General features: G+C 63.8%; 14 protein-coding genes. 5 read left to right on the top strand and 9 right to left on the bottom strand.

Annotated elements, in window-relative coordinates; genetic code table 11:
• Positions 1 to 312: 312 nt before the first annotated feature.
• Positions 313 to 960 (bottom strand): hypothetical protein, encoded by a 648-nt coding sequence (locus tag ABWY06_RS19160; RefSeq protein ID WP_353927172.1) that lies wholly within the window; start codon positions 958 to 960, stop codon positions 313 to 315.
• A 100-nt stretch (positions 961 to 1,060) separates the two neighbouring features.
• On the opposite strand from ABWY06_RS19160, the gene ABWY06_RS19165 reads away from it, so the two are divergent.
• Positions 1,061 to 1,846 (top strand): TSUP family transporter, encoded by a 786-nt coding sequence (locus ABWY06_RS19165; protein ID WP_353927173.1) that lies wholly within the window; start codon positions 1,061 to 1,063, stop codon positions 1,844 to 1,846.
• A gap of 584 nt (positions 1,847 to 2,430) precedes the next feature.
• Here the strand turns inward: ABWY06_RS19165 and nudC are convergent.
• The 7 genes from nudC to ABWY06_RS19200 all read right to left on the bottom strand — a co-directional run bounded on the left by nudC (position 2,431) and on the right by ABWY06_RS19200 (position 10,467).
• Positions 2,431 to 3,261, bottom strand: a complete 831-nt coding sequence (nudC, locus tag ABWY06_RS19170; RefSeq protein WP_353927174.1) for an NAD(+) diphosphatase — start codon at positions 3,259 to 3,261, stop codon at positions 2,431 to 2,433.
• A 1-nt stretch (position 3,262) separates the two neighbouring features.
• On the bottom strand, positions 3,263 to 4,945 hold the full coding sequence (locus ABWY06_RS19175) for a FimL-related protein (RefSeq protein WP_353927175.1): 1,683 nt from the start codon (positions 4,943 to 4,945) through the stop codon (positions 3,263 to 3,265).
• Positions 4,946 to 4,984: 39 nt separating this feature from the next.
• Entirely contained in the window at positions 4,985 to 5,797 is an 813-nt protein-coding gene (locus tag ABWY06_RS19180) for a crotonase/enoyl-CoA hydratase family protein (RefSeq protein WP_353927176.1), read from the bottom strand.
• A 288-nt stretch (positions 5,798 to 6,085) separates the two neighbouring features.
• Positions 6,086 to 8,335 (bottom strand): Orn/Lys/Arg family decarboxylase, encoded by a 2,250-nt coding sequence (locus ABWY06_RS19185; RefSeq protein WP_353927177.1) that lies wholly within the window; start codon positions 8,333 to 8,335, stop codon positions 6,086 to 6,088.
• A gap of 148 nt (positions 8,336 to 8,483) precedes the next feature.
• Positions 8,484 to 9,227 carry a DNA polymerase III subunit epsilon gene (gene dnaQ, locus ABWY06_RS19190; RefSeq protein ID WP_353927178.1) on the bottom strand — a complete coding sequence of 248 codons (744 nt, stop codon included), beginning with the start codon at positions 9,225 to 9,227 and terminating at the stop codon, positions 8,484 to 8,486.
• A 23-nt stretch (positions 9,228 to 9,250) separates the two neighbouring features.
• Positions 9,251 to 9,691: a ribonuclease HI gene (rnhA, locus tag ABWY06_RS19195; RefSeq protein ID WP_353927179.1), complete on the bottom strand. Its 441-nt coding sequence runs from the start codon at positions 9,689 to 9,691 to the stop codon at positions 9,251 to 9,253.
• Between the two features lie 17 nt (positions 9,692 to 9,708).
• Positions 9,709 to 10,467: a class I SAM-dependent methyltransferase gene (locus ABWY06_RS19200; RefSeq protein ID WP_353927180.1), complete on the bottom strand. Its 759-nt coding sequence runs from the start codon at positions 10,465 to 10,467 to the stop codon at positions 9,709 to 9,711.
• Positions 10,468 to 10,569: 102 nt separating this feature from the next.
• On the opposite strand from ABWY06_RS19200, the gene gloB reads away from it, so the two are divergent.
• Both gloB and ABWY06_RS19210 read left to right on the top strand, forming a co-directional pair.
• Positions 10,570 to 11,343, top strand: coding sequence for a hydroxyacylglutathione hydrolase (gene gloB, locus ABWY06_RS19205; protein ID WP_353927181.1), 774 nt, complete (start codon positions 10,570 to 10,572; stop codon positions 11,341 to 11,343).
• 98 nt (positions 11,344 to 11,441) lie between these two features.
• Positions 11,442 to 13,004, top strand: a complete 1,563-nt coding sequence (locus ABWY06_RS19210; protein ID WP_353927182.1) for a lytic transglycosylase domain-containing protein — start codon at positions 11,442 to 11,444, stop codon at positions 13,002 to 13,004.
• Positions 13,005 to 13,181: 177 nt separating this feature from the next.
• On the opposite strand, the gene ABWY06_RS19215 is transcribed toward ABWY06_RS19210, so the two are convergent.
• The gene (locus tag ABWY06_RS19215; RefSeq protein ID WP_353927242.1) at positions 13,182 to 14,609 is read right to left on the bottom strand and encodes an HDOD domain-containing protein; all 1,428 of its coding nucleotides are present in this window, start codon (positions 14,607 to 14,609) and stop codon (positions 13,182 to 13,184) included.
• A 168-nt stretch (positions 14,610 to 14,777) separates the two neighbouring features.
• On the opposite strand from ABWY06_RS19215, the gene ABWY06_RS19220 reads away from it, so the two are divergent.
• Both ABWY06_RS19220 and ABWY06_RS19225 read left to right on the top strand, forming a co-directional pair.
• Positions 14,778 to 16,607 carry an extracellular solute-binding protein gene (locus ABWY06_RS19220; RefSeq protein ID WP_353927243.1) on the top strand — a complete coding sequence of 610 codons (1,830 nt, stop codon included), beginning with the start codon at positions 14,778 to 14,780 and terminating at the stop codon, positions 16,605 to 16,607.
• Positions 16,604 to 18,448, top strand: coding sequence for an extracellular solute-binding protein (locus ABWY06_RS19225; RefSeq protein WP_502948230.1), 1,845 nt, complete (start codon positions 16,604 to 16,606; stop codon positions 18,446 to 18,448). The genes ABWY06_RS19220 and ABWY06_RS19225 overlap by 4 nt, the downstream gene beginning before the upstream one ends.

Here is an 18,448-nt window from a genome sequence, read left to right on the forward strand (position 1 = left end):
ATACGGCCGAAAACACGCCACCTCCCTCAGTGGGAACGTCCTGGAAGACCTCGAGCGCCGACTGCGCTACGAAGCGCAGCAACAAAGCCGAGTGGTGGGCTAAATATGTGGGGATCACTCAGACTCCGACCCCAATAGCTTGCGGTTGAGTGCTTAAACCGGTGTCCACGATTGCTGGGTAAGATCAATCCCGGAATAAGCTGAATGCATACCACCCGCTCTCCATCAGCCGTGCAAGGTGCCACCCCGTCCCCGGGTCGATACTCGCCCCACTAAGGTCTGCAAGAACGGAGCGCACCGCCCCAGGGCAAACTACCAGTCCTTCAGCGCCTGGGTCGCCGCCTGATTCATCGGCTGCGCCAGCAAGCCGGTGGGGGTTTCGCTGACCGCGTAGACGGCGCCATCGGCGATCGGCAAGTAGGTTACCCGCTGCGCCTGGGCGTCGAACAGAAACAAGTCATGCTGGCCCAGACGCAACCAGCGCCAGAAATCCACGTCATAGGGACTTTCCGCCAGCGGTACCTGGGCATGCTGGGCCAGGTCCTGCTGCTCGATGGCCAGGAAACGTCCGGAGAGCTTTTCCAGCCGGTAGCCTGGCTCCAGGCCGATCAAGGACGCCAGACCCTTCCACCTGAACAGGCGGGTGTCCAGCTGCCACATGTCGCCGTCCAGGGTGACCGAGCGTTCGCCAGCGCCTTCCAGCAGATTGACCCGATAGCGTTGCGGGCCTTCCGCCTGGAAACTGAGGGTTACTATGGGCTTGCCCAGGGGCAGCGCCGAATAGCTCACCAAGTCGTAGGCAACCACCCCGACCAATGCCGCCAGCCCCAGAAACGCCAGGCCGAAGGTGCCGCGCAGCCAGCCGAGAAACCAGTGTCGATTGAACAGGATGCGCGCACTGACCAGGGCCGCCAGGCCCGCCAGCAACGCGATAAACCATGCCAGGCCGTCATACTGCATGTGTGCCATTCCTTCTGCGTAAAATTGCCGGCATTATGCGCAGCTCCCTGGCTGCAGGCCAGCCGTCACGCCCTTCAAATGGACACAGGTCGACGTTTTCATGCCCTTTCCCTTCGAACTCGCCGTCGATCCCGCGACCCTGGCCATTCTCGCACTAGTCGCCTTCGCCGCCGGCTTTATCGATGCCGTCGCCGGCGGCGGCGGCCTGCTGACCATTCCCGCACTACTCACCGCCGGCCTGCCTCCGCACCTGGTGCTGGGTACCAACAAGTTATCCGCCACCTTCGGCGCCTGCGTCGCTAGCTACACCTTCTACCGACGCGGGCTGTTCGATCCGCGGCAATGGCGCAACGGCCTAATCGCCACTGCCGTGGGCGCCCTGCTAGGGGCGGTATTGGCCCAGTGGCTGCCGGCGGAATGGCTAAACCAGATGCTGCCGGGTGTGGTGTTCGCCTGCGGGCTATACCTGCTGTTCGGCAAGACGCCCACGGTGCCGCCACCGGCGGATGCCGTGATCCCTCGCCGCCGACAATGGCCACAGGGCCTGGGCCTGGGCCTGTATGACGGCGTGGCCGGCCCCGGCACCGGTGCCTTCTGGACCGTCAGCAGCCTGCTGCTGTACCCGCTGGACCTGCTGCGCGCCAGCGCCGTGGCGCGCAGCATGAACTGCGTCAGCAACGTCGTGGCATTGGCGGTGTTTATCGCCTCCGGGCAGGTGGCCTGGCTGCTGGGCATCTGCATGGGCCTGGCGCTGATGGGTGGAGCCTTTTTGGGCGCGCGCACGGCGATCCAGGGCGGCTCCCGGTTTATTCGCCCGGTGTTTATCCTGGTGGTGTTCGCGCTGACCGCACGCCTGGCCTGGCAGCACTGGTTCGCCGGCCCTTAAGGCCGGTTGTTGGCAGGACCAGTCTGCTTGCATAGGGGCAGCCTGCCCGCGTGGGTTACGCCGCGCGCCGGCCGCAGCGTGATCTGCCGGTCCGCTTTCCTCGCGGCTAACACCACCCTACGGCGCTTCGGTGACCACAGGATCGGGTTGCAATCAAAACACGCTGGTCGGGCGCTGGACTGCGCGCCGAGGCCACCCTACGAATAACTGGACACCTGCCCGCGTGGGTTACGCCGCGCGCCGGCCGCAGCGTGATCTGTCGGGCTGCTTTCCTCGCGGCTAACGCCACCCTACGGCGCTTCGGTGACCACAGGATCGGGTTGCAATCAAACACGGCGGGCTGGCGCTGGACAGCGCGCTGATAGCACCCCACGAATGACTGGCGCCTGCCCGCGTGGGTTACGCCGCGCGCCGGCCGCAGCGCGATCTGTCGGGCTGCTTTCCTCTCGGCTAACGCCACCCTACGGCGCTTCGGCGACTGCAGGATCGGGTTGCGATCAAAACACGCGCGGGCGCTGGACTGCGCGCCGAGGCCATCCTACGAATAACTGGACGCCGTCCGCGTGGGGTTTCGGTAAGCTCGGTCAGTCAGGCAGCCGAGGCTCGGGCTGGCCCAGGCGACGCGCCAGGTACAGGTCGATCAGATAGCGGGCGATGGAGCGCTGCGACGGCAGCGGCGGCAATGCATCGAGGGCGAACCAGCGTGCGTCTTCGATCTCTTCCGGTTGCGGGACTATGTCGCCACCGGCGTATTCGGCGTGGAAACCCAGCATCAGCGAATGCGGAAAGGGCCAACCCTGACTGCCCAGGTATTGCAGGTTGCGCACCTGCAGGCCGACCTCTTCGTGGACCTCGCGCGCGACGCAGGCCTCCACCGACTCCCCCGGCTCAACGAAACCCGCCAGGGTGCTGTAGACCCCGGTGGCGAAGCGTGGCGAACGGGCCAGCAGGATTTCCTCACCCCGGGTCACCAGCACGATCATGCTCGGCGACAGGCGCGGGTAATGGTGCACCGCGCAGCGCGGACACTGCATGGCCCGCTCGCCAGGCAGCTGCAGCAGGGTGCCGCCGCAGCTGCCGCAAAAGCGGTGCTGGCGGGCCCAGGTACCGATCTGGGTGGCATAGGCGAGCAACTTGAAGGTGGCGGGATCGCCCTGCAGCATAAACTGGCGTAGCCCCTGCCAGGCACAGCCCGCCACGCTCAATGGCTGCTCCAGCTCCAGCAGGAATACCGGCTGGTCGTCGAAATAGCCGAGGCCGTGTTCGGCCAGAGTCGGCAGCTCCTGGCGCTTGATCCAGTCCCGCGGGAACAACACCCCGTTGGCATCGCCCAGGAATTGCTGCTGGCAATGCACCACGGCCCAGCCGCCGGCCAGGTCGTTGTCGAGTATAGCCGCGCGCCAGCCGCTGCTCATCTCAAGCCGCCACGGACAAGCCCAGGGCCCGAACGCTCTCGGCGGCCAGGTCCAGCACACTCGGCTGGGTTTCCGGTCGCAATACGGCACCGGCTTCAAGGTAATACTCGAGGCTGGTCAGCGCATCGGCCAGGGTTTCCAGCATCTGTTCGGACGGCATCTGCTCAGCCTCCAGCATCTGCTTCTGGATATAGTCCGCGCACGCCCCCACCAGCACCGCCGCGCGCTCCTGGTCGAGGAACCAGAGGCCGCCGCGCACCGCCAGCAGGCTGAACGGCACGTTGGCCAGGTGCAACTTGTCGCCGTTGGACTCCAGGTAGGCGGTGATCGCCCGCTTGGACATGGCCAAGCCGGCCTGGGCCTCGTCGACCACTACGATGCGCGCTTCGTTGAGCTGGTGATTGGCGAACGACTCGCCCTCCTGCCCCGGCTGCACCGGTTGCCCGCGGTGATCACGGCGCTCGCCGCGCTCCAGGCTGGCAACCATGCTTTCGACATAAAGCACGGCATCGGCCAGCTTGTTCAAGGCCTCGGAGTCGATAGGCGTGGCATCGTTCCAGGCAGCCACCACCTGCAGCTGGGCGGCCAGCGCATTGCCGGCCGAGCTCAGGCCGACCATGCCCAGCGTCTTGCTCAGTTTGCCGAGCAAGGCATGCAAGTTGGTCAGGCTGTCGGCCTGGACGATGCCACGCTCCATCAGGTCGAGCATGTCCTTGACGCTGGCCATTTCCTCGCGAATTGCCGACGACAATGAACGCATCACCGCTTGACCCGGGCCCGACAGGCGCTGGTATTCCTCTTCCAGCAGGTGGTCGGTGAAGGGTAGCGGCGTCAGGCCGAACAGTTCGATGACTGGCGTCACCAGGGGACCGTTGCTGTTACCCAATGCCACCAGGTAGAGCAATTCCTTGAGCAGGTTGCGCGGAGTTTCGTACTGGGCGTTGCCGAGCAGCTGCTTGAGCTCCCGGTCCAGGCGCGAAAACAGCTGCTTACGCGCCTTGCGCGGCAGCAACTGACCGTCCAGCTGGGCCTCCAGCGCCGCGGCGCCTATCCAGCACAGACGCCCCCGCGACTCGTTGGCAAACAGGTGATCCAGACGAACCAACGCGCGAACCATCAGCTTCAGGCTGGCCTGGGGGTTCTGCTCGCGGATAAAGCCGAGCAGCCCGACTTGGTACATATGACGCAAGCGACGGGTTTCGGCATCGCGCGTCGCGCCGTCCATGGCGGCTGCCGCGGCGCTGGTCGGCCGTGGCTGGTCCAGACGGACGCTGAAGAAGTAACTTTCCGGCAGCGCCGGCTGGGCACCGGCCAGGCGCAGGTCGTTGATCGCCGGCAACAGCAGCTCCGGCATCTCCTGACGGTGCGCCTCGACGTTTTCCAGGTAGCGACGCAGCACGTGCAGGGCGTTGCTCAGCGCCGACAACTGAATGTCGCGCTCCTCGCCCGCGCCCGCCGGGATGTCGGTGGCCTGATCGAGGACTTCCTGGGCAAGCAGCTCGGCGCCCGCCAGTTCGATCAGGTTAAGGGTGCCGCGCACTTGCTTGAGGTTTTCAACCGCCTGCTGCAAGAGGCTGCCGTTATGCCGCTCGGCAATAAAATGCTCGAGGCTCGATTCGGCTTCTTCCATGGTCGCGAACAATTCATCGCGAACCAGGCTGAGGGATGTGGCTCCGGTGACCATAGGCCTAGTGCGCTCCCCGCGCTGAGTTCTCGTACGTCATCAGTCGGCGAATTCCGGCTTCTGCTTGCTCATCTGCGCGGCCATGGCCACACGCAAATCGGCGGACTGCAACATCGCGGCATTCCAGGTGGCGACGTACTCAAGACCGTCGTCGACGCGATGGTCGCGCATATATCGAATCATTTCCTTGGTGCCACGCACGGCGATCGGCGACTTGGCGGCGATCTCCCGGGCGATGTCCAGCACCCCTTCGAGCAACTGCGCCTGATCGTCATAGACCCGGTTGACCAGGCCGATCCGACGCGCCTCCTCGCCGTCGATGGTGCGGCCGGTGAAGGCCAGTTCACGCATCATGCCATCGCCGATGATCCGCGGCAGGCGTTGCAGGGTGCCGACATCGGCGGCCATGCCGATATCGATCTCCTTGATCGAGAACTGCGCGTCGCTACTGGCATAACGCATGTCGCAGGCCGCGATCAGGTCGATCGCACCGCCCAGGCAGTAGCCCTGGATGGCGGCGAGTACCGGCTTGCGGCACTGGTCGATGGCGGTGAACGAGGCCTGCAGCTGCAGGATCTTGCGCCGCAGGGTATCGGCGTTACGGCCCACGTCCGGGCCCAGCTGGGCACCGATCTGCGCCAGCATCATCAGGTCGATGCCGGAGGAAAAATGCTTGCCTTCGCCGCGAATGACCACCACGCGAATCTCATCGGTGGCATCGATCCAGCGAAAGATCTCGATGATCTCCGACCAGAAGTCGGCGTTCATGGCGTTGATTTTTTCCGGACGATTGATCACCACTTGGGCAATCTTGTCTGCCAACTCGACGCGGAAGGCTTTGTAGTCGGACACGGCAGTCAACCTCGACAACGAAATATGGCCCAGTCGGCCATAGAAACAATTCTGTATGTTCAGCCGTGCAACTATAACAAGCGTGCCATAAATGTCGATGCCGCCCACTGTGATACAGCCCACGGCGTCGACTTAAGTTCATGTCTGGATAACGCCGTTAAGCGTTTGATCTTTTTGGAGTCTAGCTGATTTTTGGGCTGCAGTTCGAGCCCCGTTAGCGGGCCTCGGCGCGGCGCCGGTGGCTCGCCAAACCCCGCCGGCAGGCGCCTGCGGGGTATGACCGCACGGTCAGGCTTTGATGCAATCCACCGTATAGGCGCGGCCGTCCGGGCCATCCTGGTGCTGCAAACCGTGCACATCGGCATCGAAGCCCGGGAAGCTGCGATCGAAGGTGCGGGCAAAATCCAGGTAGTCGATGATCGAGCGGGTGGTTTCGGTGAAGCGCTCCCCCGGCATGATCAGCGGAATGCCCGGCGGATAAGGCACCAGCATCACCGCGGCGATACGGCCTTCCAGCTGATCGATCGGCACCGCCTCGACTTCGCCGCGCACCAGTTGGTTGTAGGCATCCGCCGGCTTGATGGCGACCTCGGGCAACACGGTGTACATGCGCTTGAGCGCCTTGGCCGTGGCGTTCTCGCGGTAGCAGGCGTGCAACTGGTCGCAGAGGTCGCGCAGCCCCAGCCCGTGGTAACGGCTGCCGCCCTCCCGGGCAATCGACGGCAGGGCCTCGGCCAGCGACAGATTGGCATCGTAATGGCGCTTGAATTCCAACAGCTCGGTGAGCAAGGTGCTCCATTTGCCCTTGGTGATGCCCATGGAGAACAGCACCAGGAAGGAATACAGACCGGTCTTTTCCACCACCAGGCCGCGCTCCCAGAGGAACTTGCTGACCACCGCCGCCGGGATACCGCGCTCGCTCAGGGCCCCACCCGCGGTGAGGCCTGGCGTCACCAGGGTCACCTTGATCGGATCGAGCAAGACATAGTCGTCGACGATATCGCCAAAGCCGTGCCAATCGGCCCGCGGCGCCAGTACCCAGTCCGGGGTTGCCACACGGTCGGTGCCGGCCGCCAACGGCGGCTGCCAGATGCTGAACCACCAGTCGTCCGCACTCAGGCTCTGCTGCAGGTTGGCCAGCGCCCGGCGAAAGCTCAGGGCTTCGTCGAAGGTTTCCTGGATCAATGAGCGCCCCGCAGGCCCCTCCATCATGGCCGAGGCCACGTCCAGAGAGGCGATGATGCTGTACTGCGGCGACGTGGAGATGTGCATCATAAAGGCTTCGTTGAACCGGTCGCGGTCCAGCTGCCGGCTGCCGCCGTCCTGCACATGGATCATCGAGGCCTGGCTAAAGGCGGCCAGCAGCTTGTGCGTGGAGTGGGTGCTGAACACCAGCGGGCCGTCCGGCGAGGTGCCCATGCCATAGCGTCCGGCATAGAACTCGTGGAAGGCCGCATAGGCGAACCAGGCCTCGTCGAAATGCAGCACCTCGACGCTGTCGCCCAGGGTCTGCTTGATCAGCTCGGCGTTGTAGCACAGGCCGTCGTAGGTCGAGTTGGTGATCACCGCCAGCTTGACCTTGGGCGCACGACCCCGGGCCAGTGGGCTGGCATCGATCTTGGCCTGGATCGACTCGCGGGTGAATTCGCTGAGCGGAATCGGCCCGATGATGCCCAGTTCGTTGCGCTCGGGGCTCAGGTACAGAGGGATGGCGCCGGTCATGATGATCGAATGCAGGATCGACTTGTGGCAGTTGCGGTCCACCAGCACCAGGTCGTCACGGCCGACCATCGAGTGCCAGACGATCTTGTTGGCGGTCGAGGTGCCGTTGATCACGAAATAGGTATGGTCGGCACCGAAATTGCGCGCCGCGCGCGCCTCGGCCTCGGCCAGCGGGCCGGTATGGTCGAGCAGCGAGCCCAGCTCGGGCACCGATACCGACAGGTCCGAACGCAGGGTGTTTTCGCCGAAGAATTGGTGGAACGCCTGGCCGACCGGACTCTTGCGGTAGGCCACGCCACCGCCGTGGCCGGGGGTGTGCCAGGAATAGTTGGACTGCGCGGTGTGCTGCACCAACGCCTTGAAAAAGGGCGGCAGCAGGTCGTCCAGGTAGTTACGCGCGGCGCGCGCCACCTGCCGGGCCAGGAAGGGCACGGTGTCCTCGAACAGGTAGAGAATGCCACGCAGCTGATTGAGATCGGCCATGGCTTCGGCGGGCGCGTGTTCGATGGTCACCTGCTCGCCCAGCGCGAAAATCGGCAGTTTCGGTGCGCGCACCCGCGCCACGCGAATCAGCTCGACCATGTCCTGCAGCAGGTGTTTGTTCTCGCCGGCACCTTCGGCGGCCACCAAGATACAGGCCAGGCCATGGTGGGTGGAGGCGACGATGCGGCCTTCGGCGGAGCTGGCGGTGGAGAGAATGGAAAAGCCGTCCTGCTCCAGCTCGCGGGCAATCTCGCGCACCCGATCACCGGCCACCGTATCGGCCTTGATGTCACGGTGAACGATAAGGACGGGGAATTTTAGGTCTTTATACATTGTGGCGTCCTGAAGGTGACGGACCCGCGTCCGTCTATCCCGTTCAGGTTAGAGACTCGTCCGGGCGGACGTAACCCCCACTGCTTCACGCTGTACGAAAAGGTCGCATGGACGAAGGTGAGCTTCGCCCAGGTACCGGTTGGCGACCTTATCCGACCGGCTGCTCCAGTTGCACCCAGAGCGCCGGCGCACCGGCGGATTTCTCGATCAGCGCCAGGCGCGTGGCGTGTTCGACCAGCTCCTCGGCACTGGCGCGAATCACCCGGGTCCGCGGGCGATCGGCCGGCAGGCGGCGGATATCGCTGGCTTCATTGCCCGAACGGGCGTTGTCGCCGTCGGAGGCATTGCCCGCCAGGGACAGGCTGGTCTGGCCACCGGTCATGGTCAGGTAGACGTCGGCGAGGATCTCGGCGTCGAGCAAGGCGCCGTGCAGCTCACGCCCGGAGTTGTCCACCCCATAGCGCTTGCACAGGGCATCCAGGTTGTTGCGCTGTCCGGGGTGACGTTCGCGGGCCATCAGCAAGGTGTCGAGCACCGAGCAATGCTCGGTGATGTCGGCCCGCTCCGACTGGCCGAGCAAGGCGAACTCGTTGTTAATAAAGCCGATGTCGAACGCCGCGTTGTGGATGATCAGCTGCGCGCCCTGGATGAATTCGAAGAACTCGTCGGCCACTTCGCGAAAACGCGGCTTGTCGGCCAGGAACTCATTGGTGATGCCGTGGACCGCGATCGCGCCTTCGTCACTTTCGCGGTCGGGCTGCAAATAGACGTGAAAATGGCGCCCCGTCAGGCGCCGTCCAATCAATTCGACACAACCGATTTCAACGATGCGGTGGCCGTCGTTGACCGGCATACCGGTGGTTTCAGTATCGAGCACAACACTGCGGAGCATGGAATCCTGCCTCTGGGTAGCGGTTATTTCTTCAGTTCACTGACGCCACGGTTGGCCAGTTGGTCGGCCCTTTCGTTACCCGGGTGGCCGGTATGGCCGCGCACCCACTGCCAGGTCACCTGATGGCGTCCTACCTGGGTATCCAGCTGCTGCCACAGGTCGGCGTTTTTCACCGGTTGCTTGGCGGCGGTCTTCCATCCGCGCTTTTTCCAGTTCGGCAGCCATTCCTGCATGCCGCGCATCACGTACTCGGAATCGGTGACCAGGCGCACTTCGCACGGACGCTTGAGCTCCTCCAGCGCCCGGATGGCCGCGGTCAGCTCCATACGATTATTGGTGGTGTCGGCCTCGCCGCCCCAGAGCTCCTTCTCCACACCCTTGAACACCAACAACGCGCCCCAGCCACCGGGCCCTGGATTGCCCTTGCAGGCACCGTCGGTGAAAATTTCGATCAACTCGCTCATGTCGTCTGTCTTATGTTTTATGACTTGGAATCGCGCCGGCTGACCTTGGCCACCGGCATGGGCACCAGCTTGCCCATAGGCACCCGCTGGGCCTGACGCAGCGGGCGTAAACCGACTACCAATTTGCGCGCCACCAATAGATAGAAGCCGCCGCCCGGCAGTTGCCAGGCGTCGCCCCAACGTTCCAGCGCGGCCAGGCGCGTTTGCCAGGCCATGGTGGTCAGCGGCGGACGATAGCACCCGAAGCGGCGTTTCTCCAGCGCGAAGCCCAACAGGTGCAGCCAGTCGCTGACCCGATTGGGGGCGATGCAGCGCGCGTCGCCCAAGGCATCCTGGGCAAACAAATGGCGCACGCCCCAGCTGCTTAACGGATTGATGCCGACAATCAGCAGGTGTCCACCGGGCCTGACGCTGCGCGCGGCTTCGCGCAGCAAACCATGAGGCGACAGGCAGAAATCCAGGCCGTGCTGCAACACCACCACGTCCGCGGCCGATTCACCGAGCGGCCAGGCCTGCTCCTCACAGACGATCTCCACGCCAGGCAAGGGCGCCCCCAGGCGCACGCTGCGCTGAATCTGCCGCGCCTCGGGTGGACACTCCGCACTGGGCCCGTAGTGCACCAGGTAGCCGCCGAAGAAACGCGCCTGCTCCTCTTCCAGCAAGCGGCGCTCTTCACTCAACAGCAGCTGACCGAGGGGCGACGCGCACCATTTACGGGCCTCACCGATCAGGCTTAACCATTGTGCATCGGCTTGGGCAAAGGCTTTTTCGGTCATCCGGACTTCCTGCAAGACGCGAGACCGCGACTTATGCGGCTGGCTCGTGGACGGCAACAGTGCCTAAGATGCACCATCGTTTTCCGCTTGGCGAACTCCCTCATGATACAGATCGATGCCCTGCCCGCCTTCACCGACAACTACCTGTGGTTGTTACAAGACACTGCCAGCCGTCGCTGCGCCGTGGTCGACCCGGGCGACGCCACGCCAGTACTCAACTGGCTGGAGGCCCATCCGGGCTGGATCCTGACCGATATCCTGGTCACCCATCACCATTTCGACCACGTCGGCGGCGTCGAAGCGCTCAAACAGGCCACCGGTGCCCGGGTCTTCGGGCCCGCGCGGGAAAGCATACCCGGGCGCGACCAGGCCCTGCTCGACGGCGTCCGCCTCGAGGTGCTCGGGCAGGCCTTCGATGTGCTGGAGGTACCCGGGCACACCCTGGGCCATATCGCCTACTACCAGGCCGAGCACGGCTGGCTGTTCTGCGGCGACACCCTGTTCGCCGGCGGTTGCGGCCGGCTGTTCGAAGGCACCCCGGCGCAGATGCACCAGTCCCTGCAGCGCCTGGCCTATCTGCCCGAGTCGACCCGGGTGTATTGCACCCACGAATACACGCTGAGCAATTTGCGGTTCGCCCAGGCCGTCGAACCGGGCAATGGGTTTATCGCGCGGCGCCTGAGCCAGGTGGCCGAGTGGCGAGCGGCTGGACGGATCAGCCTGCCCTCGACCCTGGCCCTGGAAAAGGCCAGCAACCCCTTCCTGCGTTGCGACGAACCTGAGGTGCGGGAAAAAATCGACGAACGGGAAGGCGTCCAGCAACGCTCGCCCGCCGAGGTGTTTGCCCGGTTACGCGCCTGGAAAGACCAATTCTGAAACACACCCGAGCCTAGCGGCCGGCCACAAAACTTGACCCCCTCCAGGTGGGTTCCTAGAATCGGCCGATCTTTTTGCCTGGATCCTGACCCTCACCCATGTCGCCAGCCGCGTACACCTCCCGGGCACAGGACAGATTGGCACGCTGCGCCCGGCTGCTGGGCGTGCTGCTGGCCGCCAGCCTGGCCGGCTGCCAAAGCACCGCACCGGTGCAGGTGCAGGCACCCAGCCAGGACACCGATGTCGCCATTGGGCTGCAGAACCCGTCCCATTGGATGACCGAAATACCCGCCGAGCCCAGCCCGCCACAGGACATCTGGGAACGGGTACGCGAAGGCTTCGACTTGCAGGACGAGATCGGCATGAACCCGCGGATCGAGCGCCAGCGCCTGTGGTTCGCCAGCAAACCCGATTTTCTGCAAAAGTGCAGCGAACGCAGTGGCCTGTATATCCATTACATCGTCGAGCGCCTCGAAGAGCGCGGCATGCCCATGGAGCTGGCACTGCTGCCCATGATTGAAAGTTCCTACAACCCCTTTGCCTACTCGCGTAGCGACGCGGTCGGCTTGTGGCAATTCATCCCGTCCACCGGCCTGCACTTCAATCTGCGCCAGACCAATTGGTACGACGGCCGGCGCGACATCACCGCCTCCACCACTGCCGCCATCAGCTACCTTGGCAAGCTCCACGACATGTTCAACGGCGACTGGCTGCTGGCCCTGGCCGCCTACAATGCGGGCGAAGGCACGGTCAGCCGGGCCATCGAGCGCAACCAGAAGCTGGGGCTGCCAACCGACTACTGGAACCTGCCGCTGCCCAAGGAGACCCAGGAGTACGTGCCCAAGCTGTTGGCCCTGTCACAAATGGTCATGGCCCCGGAGGCCTACGGGGTGAGCCTCAGCCCGATTGCCGACGAGCCCTATTTCGAGACGGTGCAGATCCGCCAGGGCATGAACCTGTCGAGCATCGCCGCCATGGCGCAGCTCGACGAAGACGAACTCTACCTGCTCAACCCGGCCTTCAAACAACGGATCACCCGGGACGGGCCGCAGATGTTGTTGATTCCGACGGACAAGGCCGACCTGCTGACCGCCAATATGCTGCTGATGAAACCCGAGGAGCAGGTAGACTGGCAGCAATACCGGGTGCGTACCGGCGACAGCCTCAACAGCATCGCCAACCGTTACCACCTGACCGCCACCACGCTCAAGGATGTCAATCGCCTGCCCCACAACAAGTTGAGCGTTGGCCAGGTATTGAATATCCCGGTGCAACCCGGCTTTACCCCGAGCCAACCGCTGTTCCAGATTCATGCCAGCGAACCCGCACCCAGCTACAAGGTCAAGAGCGGCGATAACCTGTGGCAGATCGCCAAGGCTCACGACATCGAGGTCAAGGATCTGCAGCGTTGGAATGGCTTGGCCGGCAAGAACCTGACGGTAGGCCAACGCCTGGTGGTCAGGGCCGCCGGTGCCGGCGCGCCAGTTTCGGCGGCGAACGCGGGCCGCTCGGCAGTCACCTACTACAAGGTGCAGAAAGGCGATTCCCTGTACCTGATCGCCAAGCGCTTCAAGGTCGAGGTCGACCACCTGCAGCGCTGGAACCCTAGCAGCGGGCGCGACCTCAAACCCGGCCAGACCCTGACCCTGCGCTTGCCCTGAGGACAGGTTGATGGATGGACGCTGTGCAGCATGGGTATCGCTTCGCTCAACCCATCCTACGGCTCCACCCATCCTACGTGCTCGTGCCGAACGTGCTCGGCGACGCAGAGCATCGCAGGTGGCATTCCCACGCGGAGCCCGGAAACCCTCCATCGCGCACCGACATCGCCGTCTCCTTCAGCTGCGGGGTTTACTCAACGCCTCCAGGCAGCGTCCAGTCAACTGGGTGAAACGCTGGAAGGCCACGAACTGCTCATGTTTCAGCGCCCGCCCGGACGGACGATTGTCGACGTAGAGCACGCCGATCGGACGGGTACCCGCGCGCAGCGGGGCGATGAAAAACATGCCCATGCCCAGCAACTTGCGCAAGGGCTGGGTGACCAGCTCGTTGAGGCTGTAGCTGGCCGGCACCCCCATCCACAGCGCCTCCTTGTTGCGCAGCACGTAGCTGAAGATATGCGGCTGCTCAGGTTGCTCGGCCGGCAAGAGAAAATCGCTCAGCCAGTGCTGGCTGCCCTCGCCGACCGCCCGCTTGGCGCGAAACAGCGTATGCCCATCGGCCAGCACCACCAGCATCACCCGCTCCAGGCCCGCCCCCTGGTGCAGCCCCTTGAGCAGGGTATCGAGGATCAGGCCGATATCGCCACGCTTGGACACCAGCATGCCGAGGTCCTGCAGCGCCTGCTGCATCAACAGCAGGTCCGGTTGCAGCAGCCTGGCTCGGCGCGCCTCCTGCTGCACACGGATCTGTTCGGGATCGGTGGAGGGGATCAACCGACAGAGTTTGCTCGCGCCGAAGGTGGCGGCCACCTTGACCGCCTCATCGGCGCTGGCCAGCACCTGCTGCAGCGCATCCTCGCGCGACACACCGATAAAATCGGCCAATTGCCCGATCAGCGCGTCCATGGCCGGCGAATCCCAGCCCTCCAGCGCCGCCTCGCTGATCCGTGCGCCGAGGTTGACCGATTGCGAGGCCGGGTCCAGTCGGCTGCCGCCGCTGTGGGCCAGGCTGACGATTTCACCGAGGTTCCAGCTTTTGACCAGCGCCTGGGTCAGTTGGCGAAAGCTGGTTCCCAGGATCTCGCGCACCGCCTCGTCGGCATCCACCCCGGGTTGCGCCAGGCGGCTCGCCAGTTCGTCGGCCTGCTCGCCACCGCACCCCCAAAACGCCAGTTCGCCGAGGTTGTACAGCAGCGCGGCGATAAACACCTCCTCGGGTTGCTGCGACAACACGTAACCGGCGATGGTGCGCGCCTGCACGGCCGCATGGAAGGAACGCGCCAGCAACTCCTGCAACTGCTCACGGGGGGCACGGGTCAACAGCCCGTCGATCAGGCTGACCGACAGGCCGATCAATCGCACATTGTCGAAGCCGATCAGCACGATGGCTCGGGAAATGGTGCGAATGCTTTCCTGGGAGGGGTTGTAATAGACGCTGTTACCGACCCGCAGCACCTTGGAAGTGAGGCTGGCGTCGCGCAACAGCACGTTCGCCAACTGTTGTACGGAGGATTTGTCCGCTTGCGCCAATCGATGCAGGTCCTGCACCACTGCGGCTAATGCGGGTAACTCGGCTTGGTTCAAGCGATCGATCCATGACTGCAGACCGTGGCTACGTGGACCCAATATGCAAACCTCGCCCGAAGTAAAAACAACTGTCTGAAAAGCATGGCACAAATAGCCGAAAAGCTTGTGCTTTTTCCAGCCGATACAAGCTGTTACTGTACCAGCCCATAAGCCCGAAAAGCCGCCATGGATCGGATCACCAGCCTGATGCGTCCCCTGCTCCTGCTGCTCCTCACGCTGGTTCCAAGCTTTCCCGCCACCGCGGCCATCAGCGCAAGCCATGGTTACGCCCAGTTCGGTCATCTGAAGTATCCCGCCGATTTCAGCCATTTCCAGTGGGTCAACCCCGAGGCGCCCAAGGGCGGCACCGCGCGGATCATGGCCTTTGGCACCTTCGACACCCTCAACCCCTACACCTTCAAGGGCACCAGCCCGACCGCCACGGCCAATTTCCTGCAGTACGGCGTCAACGAGCTGAACGAGCCCTTGATGGTCGGCACCGGCCTCTACGACCCCTCCGGCGATGAAACCGCCAGCAGCTATGGCCTGATCGCGGGCTCGGTGGAGTACGGCGAGGACCGCAGCTGGGTGGTGTTCAATTTGCGGCCCGAAGCGCGTTTTCATGACGGTCGGCAGATCACCGCCTACGACGTGGCCTTTTCCTACCGCGTGCTGCTCAAGGACGGCCACCCGCAGTACCGCACCAGCCTGCAGGAAGTCCAGCGGGTCGATATCCTCGGCCGCCAGCGCATCCGTTTTGTCTTCAAGCGTGCCGGCAACCCGCTGCTGATCCTGCGCCTCGGTGAACTGCCGGTGCTGCCGCAGCACTACTGGAAGAACCGCGATTTCAAGGCCACCACTTATGAGCCACCGCTGGGCAGCGGGCCCTATCGCATCAGCAAGGTGCTGCCGGGCCGCAGCCTGGTGTTCGAACGGGTCAAGGACTGGTGGGGCAAGGACCTGCCGGTCAATCGTGGCAAGTACAACTTCGACCGGGTGGAGGTGGAATTCTACCGCGACAGCACGGTGGCCTTCGAAGCGTTCAAGGCCGGTGAATTCGACCTGTATATCGAGCACCAGGCAAAAAACTGGGCCAACGGCTATCACTTTCCGGCGGTGGTTCGCGGCGAGGTGATCAAGGCGCAGATCCCCCACCAGATCCCGACCCAGACCCAGGCGCTGTTTATGAACCTGCGCCGCGACACCTTCGCCAAGCGCAAGGTGCGTGAAGCCCTGGGCCTGATGTTCGACTTCGAGTGGACCAACCGCACCCTGTTCAATGACGCCTATGCCCGCGCGCGCAGCTACTACCCCAACAGCGAGTTCTCCGCCACCGGCACGCCCCAGGGCGCCGAATGGCTGCTGCTGGCACCCTACCGCGAGAAGCTGCCGGCACGCCTGTTTCGTGAAGCCTTCGAGGTACCGCGCACCGACGGCAACGGCATCCCACGGGAAACCTTGCGCCGGGCACTGGGTCTATTGGCCGATGCCGGCTGGCAGCTGTCGGGCCAGCGTTTGCTGAATGCGCGCGGCGAGCCGCTGCGCTTCGAGATTCTGCTGGTCAACCCGAACCTGGAGCGCATCCTGCAGCCCTATACCGACAACCTGGCCAGTATCGGTATCCAGGCCAGTCTGCGCACCGTCGACCGCGCCCAATACAAACAACGCCTGGACCAGTTCGATTTCGACATGATTCTGCTGACCTTGCCGCAAACCCTGAGTCCCGGCCTGGAGCAATCGCTGTATTTCCATTCCAATCAGGCGGCCGTCAAGGGTGGCAAGAACTACGCCGGTATCGCCCATCCGGTGGTCGACCAGTTGCTGGAAAAGCTCCTGGCGGCCCAGACCCGCGAGGACCAGGTGGCCGCCACCCAGGCCCTGGACCGGGTGCTGCTCTGGCAGCATTACAGCATTCCCAACTGGTACCTCAACTATCACCGCCTGGCCTACCGCAACCGGTTCGCCTTCGTCACCACGCCCCCCTATACCCTGGGGCTGCGCAGCTGGTGGCTGAAACCCACGGAGAAGTCCCGATGATCGAGCGCCCCCTGCGCGTGTTGCTGCACCGCGCCAGCCTGAGTCTGTTGCTGGGCCTGGCCGGCCTGGCCCAGGCCGCCCCGCAACACGCCCTGACCCTCTATGGCGAGGCGCCCAGGTACCCGGCGAACTTCACGCATTTCGACTATGTAAACCCCGACGCGCCCAAGGGTGGGACTTTCCGCTTGGCGGGCAATGGCAGTTTCGACAGCCTTAATCCCTATATCAGCAAAGGGGTGGCCGAAGAAAACATCGGCCTGATCTACGACAGCCTGACCCGTCATGGCCTGGACGAACCTTTTACCGAGTACGGCCTGCTGGCGGAAAAAATCGAAAAGGCCCCGGACAACAGCTGGGTACGTTTCCACCTGCGCCCCGAAGCCCGGTTCCACGACGGCCAGCCCGTGACCGCCGCCGATGTGGTCTTTACCTTCAATACCTTGCTAGAACACGGCGCACCGCTCTACAAGGCCTACTACGCCGACGTGGCCAAGGTCGAGGCCGAGGACAAGCTGCGGGTCCGTTTCGACTTCAAACACCCCGGCAACCGCGAGCTGCCGCTGATCCTTGGCCAACTGCCGGTGTTGCCCAGCCACTGGTGGACCAGCCGTGATTTCAGCAAAGGCAATCTGGAGGCGCCGCTGGGCAGCGGTCCCTACCGGGTCGCCGAAGTCCAGGCCGGGCGCTCGATTCGCTATGAACGGGTCAAGGACTGGTGGGGCAAGGACCTGCCGGTCAACCGCGGTTTCCACAATTTCGACAACCTGACCGTCGACTACTACCGCGACACCACGGTCGCCCTGGAAGCGCTAAAGGCCGGGCAATTCGACTATGCCCTGGAAGTTAGCGCAAAAAATTGGGCCACCGCCTATGACGTGCCCGCGGTCAAGGACGGTCGCTTGATCAAGGAAGAAATTCGCAACCACAACCCCACCGGTATGCAGGGCTTTGTTTTCAATATCCGCCGCCCGCTGTTCCAGGACCGCCGCGTGCGTGAGGCGTTCGCCCTGCTGCTGGATTTCGAATGGACCAATAAACAACTGTTCAATGGTGCCTACAGCCGCACCCACAGCTATTTCGACAATTCCGAACTGGCCTCCAGTGGCTTGCCCAGCGTGGCTGAACTGAAGCTGCTCGAGCCGCTGCGCGCCCAAGTGCCCCCTCAGGTGTTCAACGAACCCTTTAAAGTCCCGGTCACCGATGCGACAGGCATTATCCGCGACCAACAGCGCCGCGCGTATCAGTTGCTGCAGGAAGCCGGCTGGCGGGTGGACGGCGATCACATGCTGAATGCCCAGGGTCAACCGGTGCGGTTCGAGTTTCTGCTGGCGCAAACCGAGTTCGAGCGCATTCTGCTGCCCTATAAACGCAACCTCAGCGAACTGGGCATCGAACTGGTGATCCGCCGGGTCGATGTCTCGCAGTACGTCAACCGGTTACGCTCACGGGACTTCGACATGATCGTGGGCGGCTTTGGCCAGTCCAATTCCCCAGGCAACGAACAGCGTGAATACTGGCACTCCAGCAGTGCCGACAATCCGGGCAGCCGTAACTTTATCGGTCTCAAGGACCCGGCGATCGACAAGTTGGTCGATGGCCTGATCAGCGCCGACTCGCGGCAAAGCCTGGTAGATTACTGCCGGGCCCTGGACCGGGTACTGCTGTGGGGCCACTACATCGTACCCAACTGGCATATCAAGACCTGGCGCGTGGCGTACTGGAAGCATATCCGCCACCCCAAGGTGACGCCGCTTTACGATATCGGCACGGCCACCTGGTGGTACGACGCCGGCCAGCCGGCCCCCGCCGCCGCTGTCCCAGCCACCCCCGCGGAGCAGTAA

Source organism: Pseudomonas sp., assembly GCF_040514055.1.
Lineage (GTDB): Bacteria > Pseudomonadota > Gammaproteobacteria > Pseudomonadales > Pseudomonadaceae > Aquipseudomonas.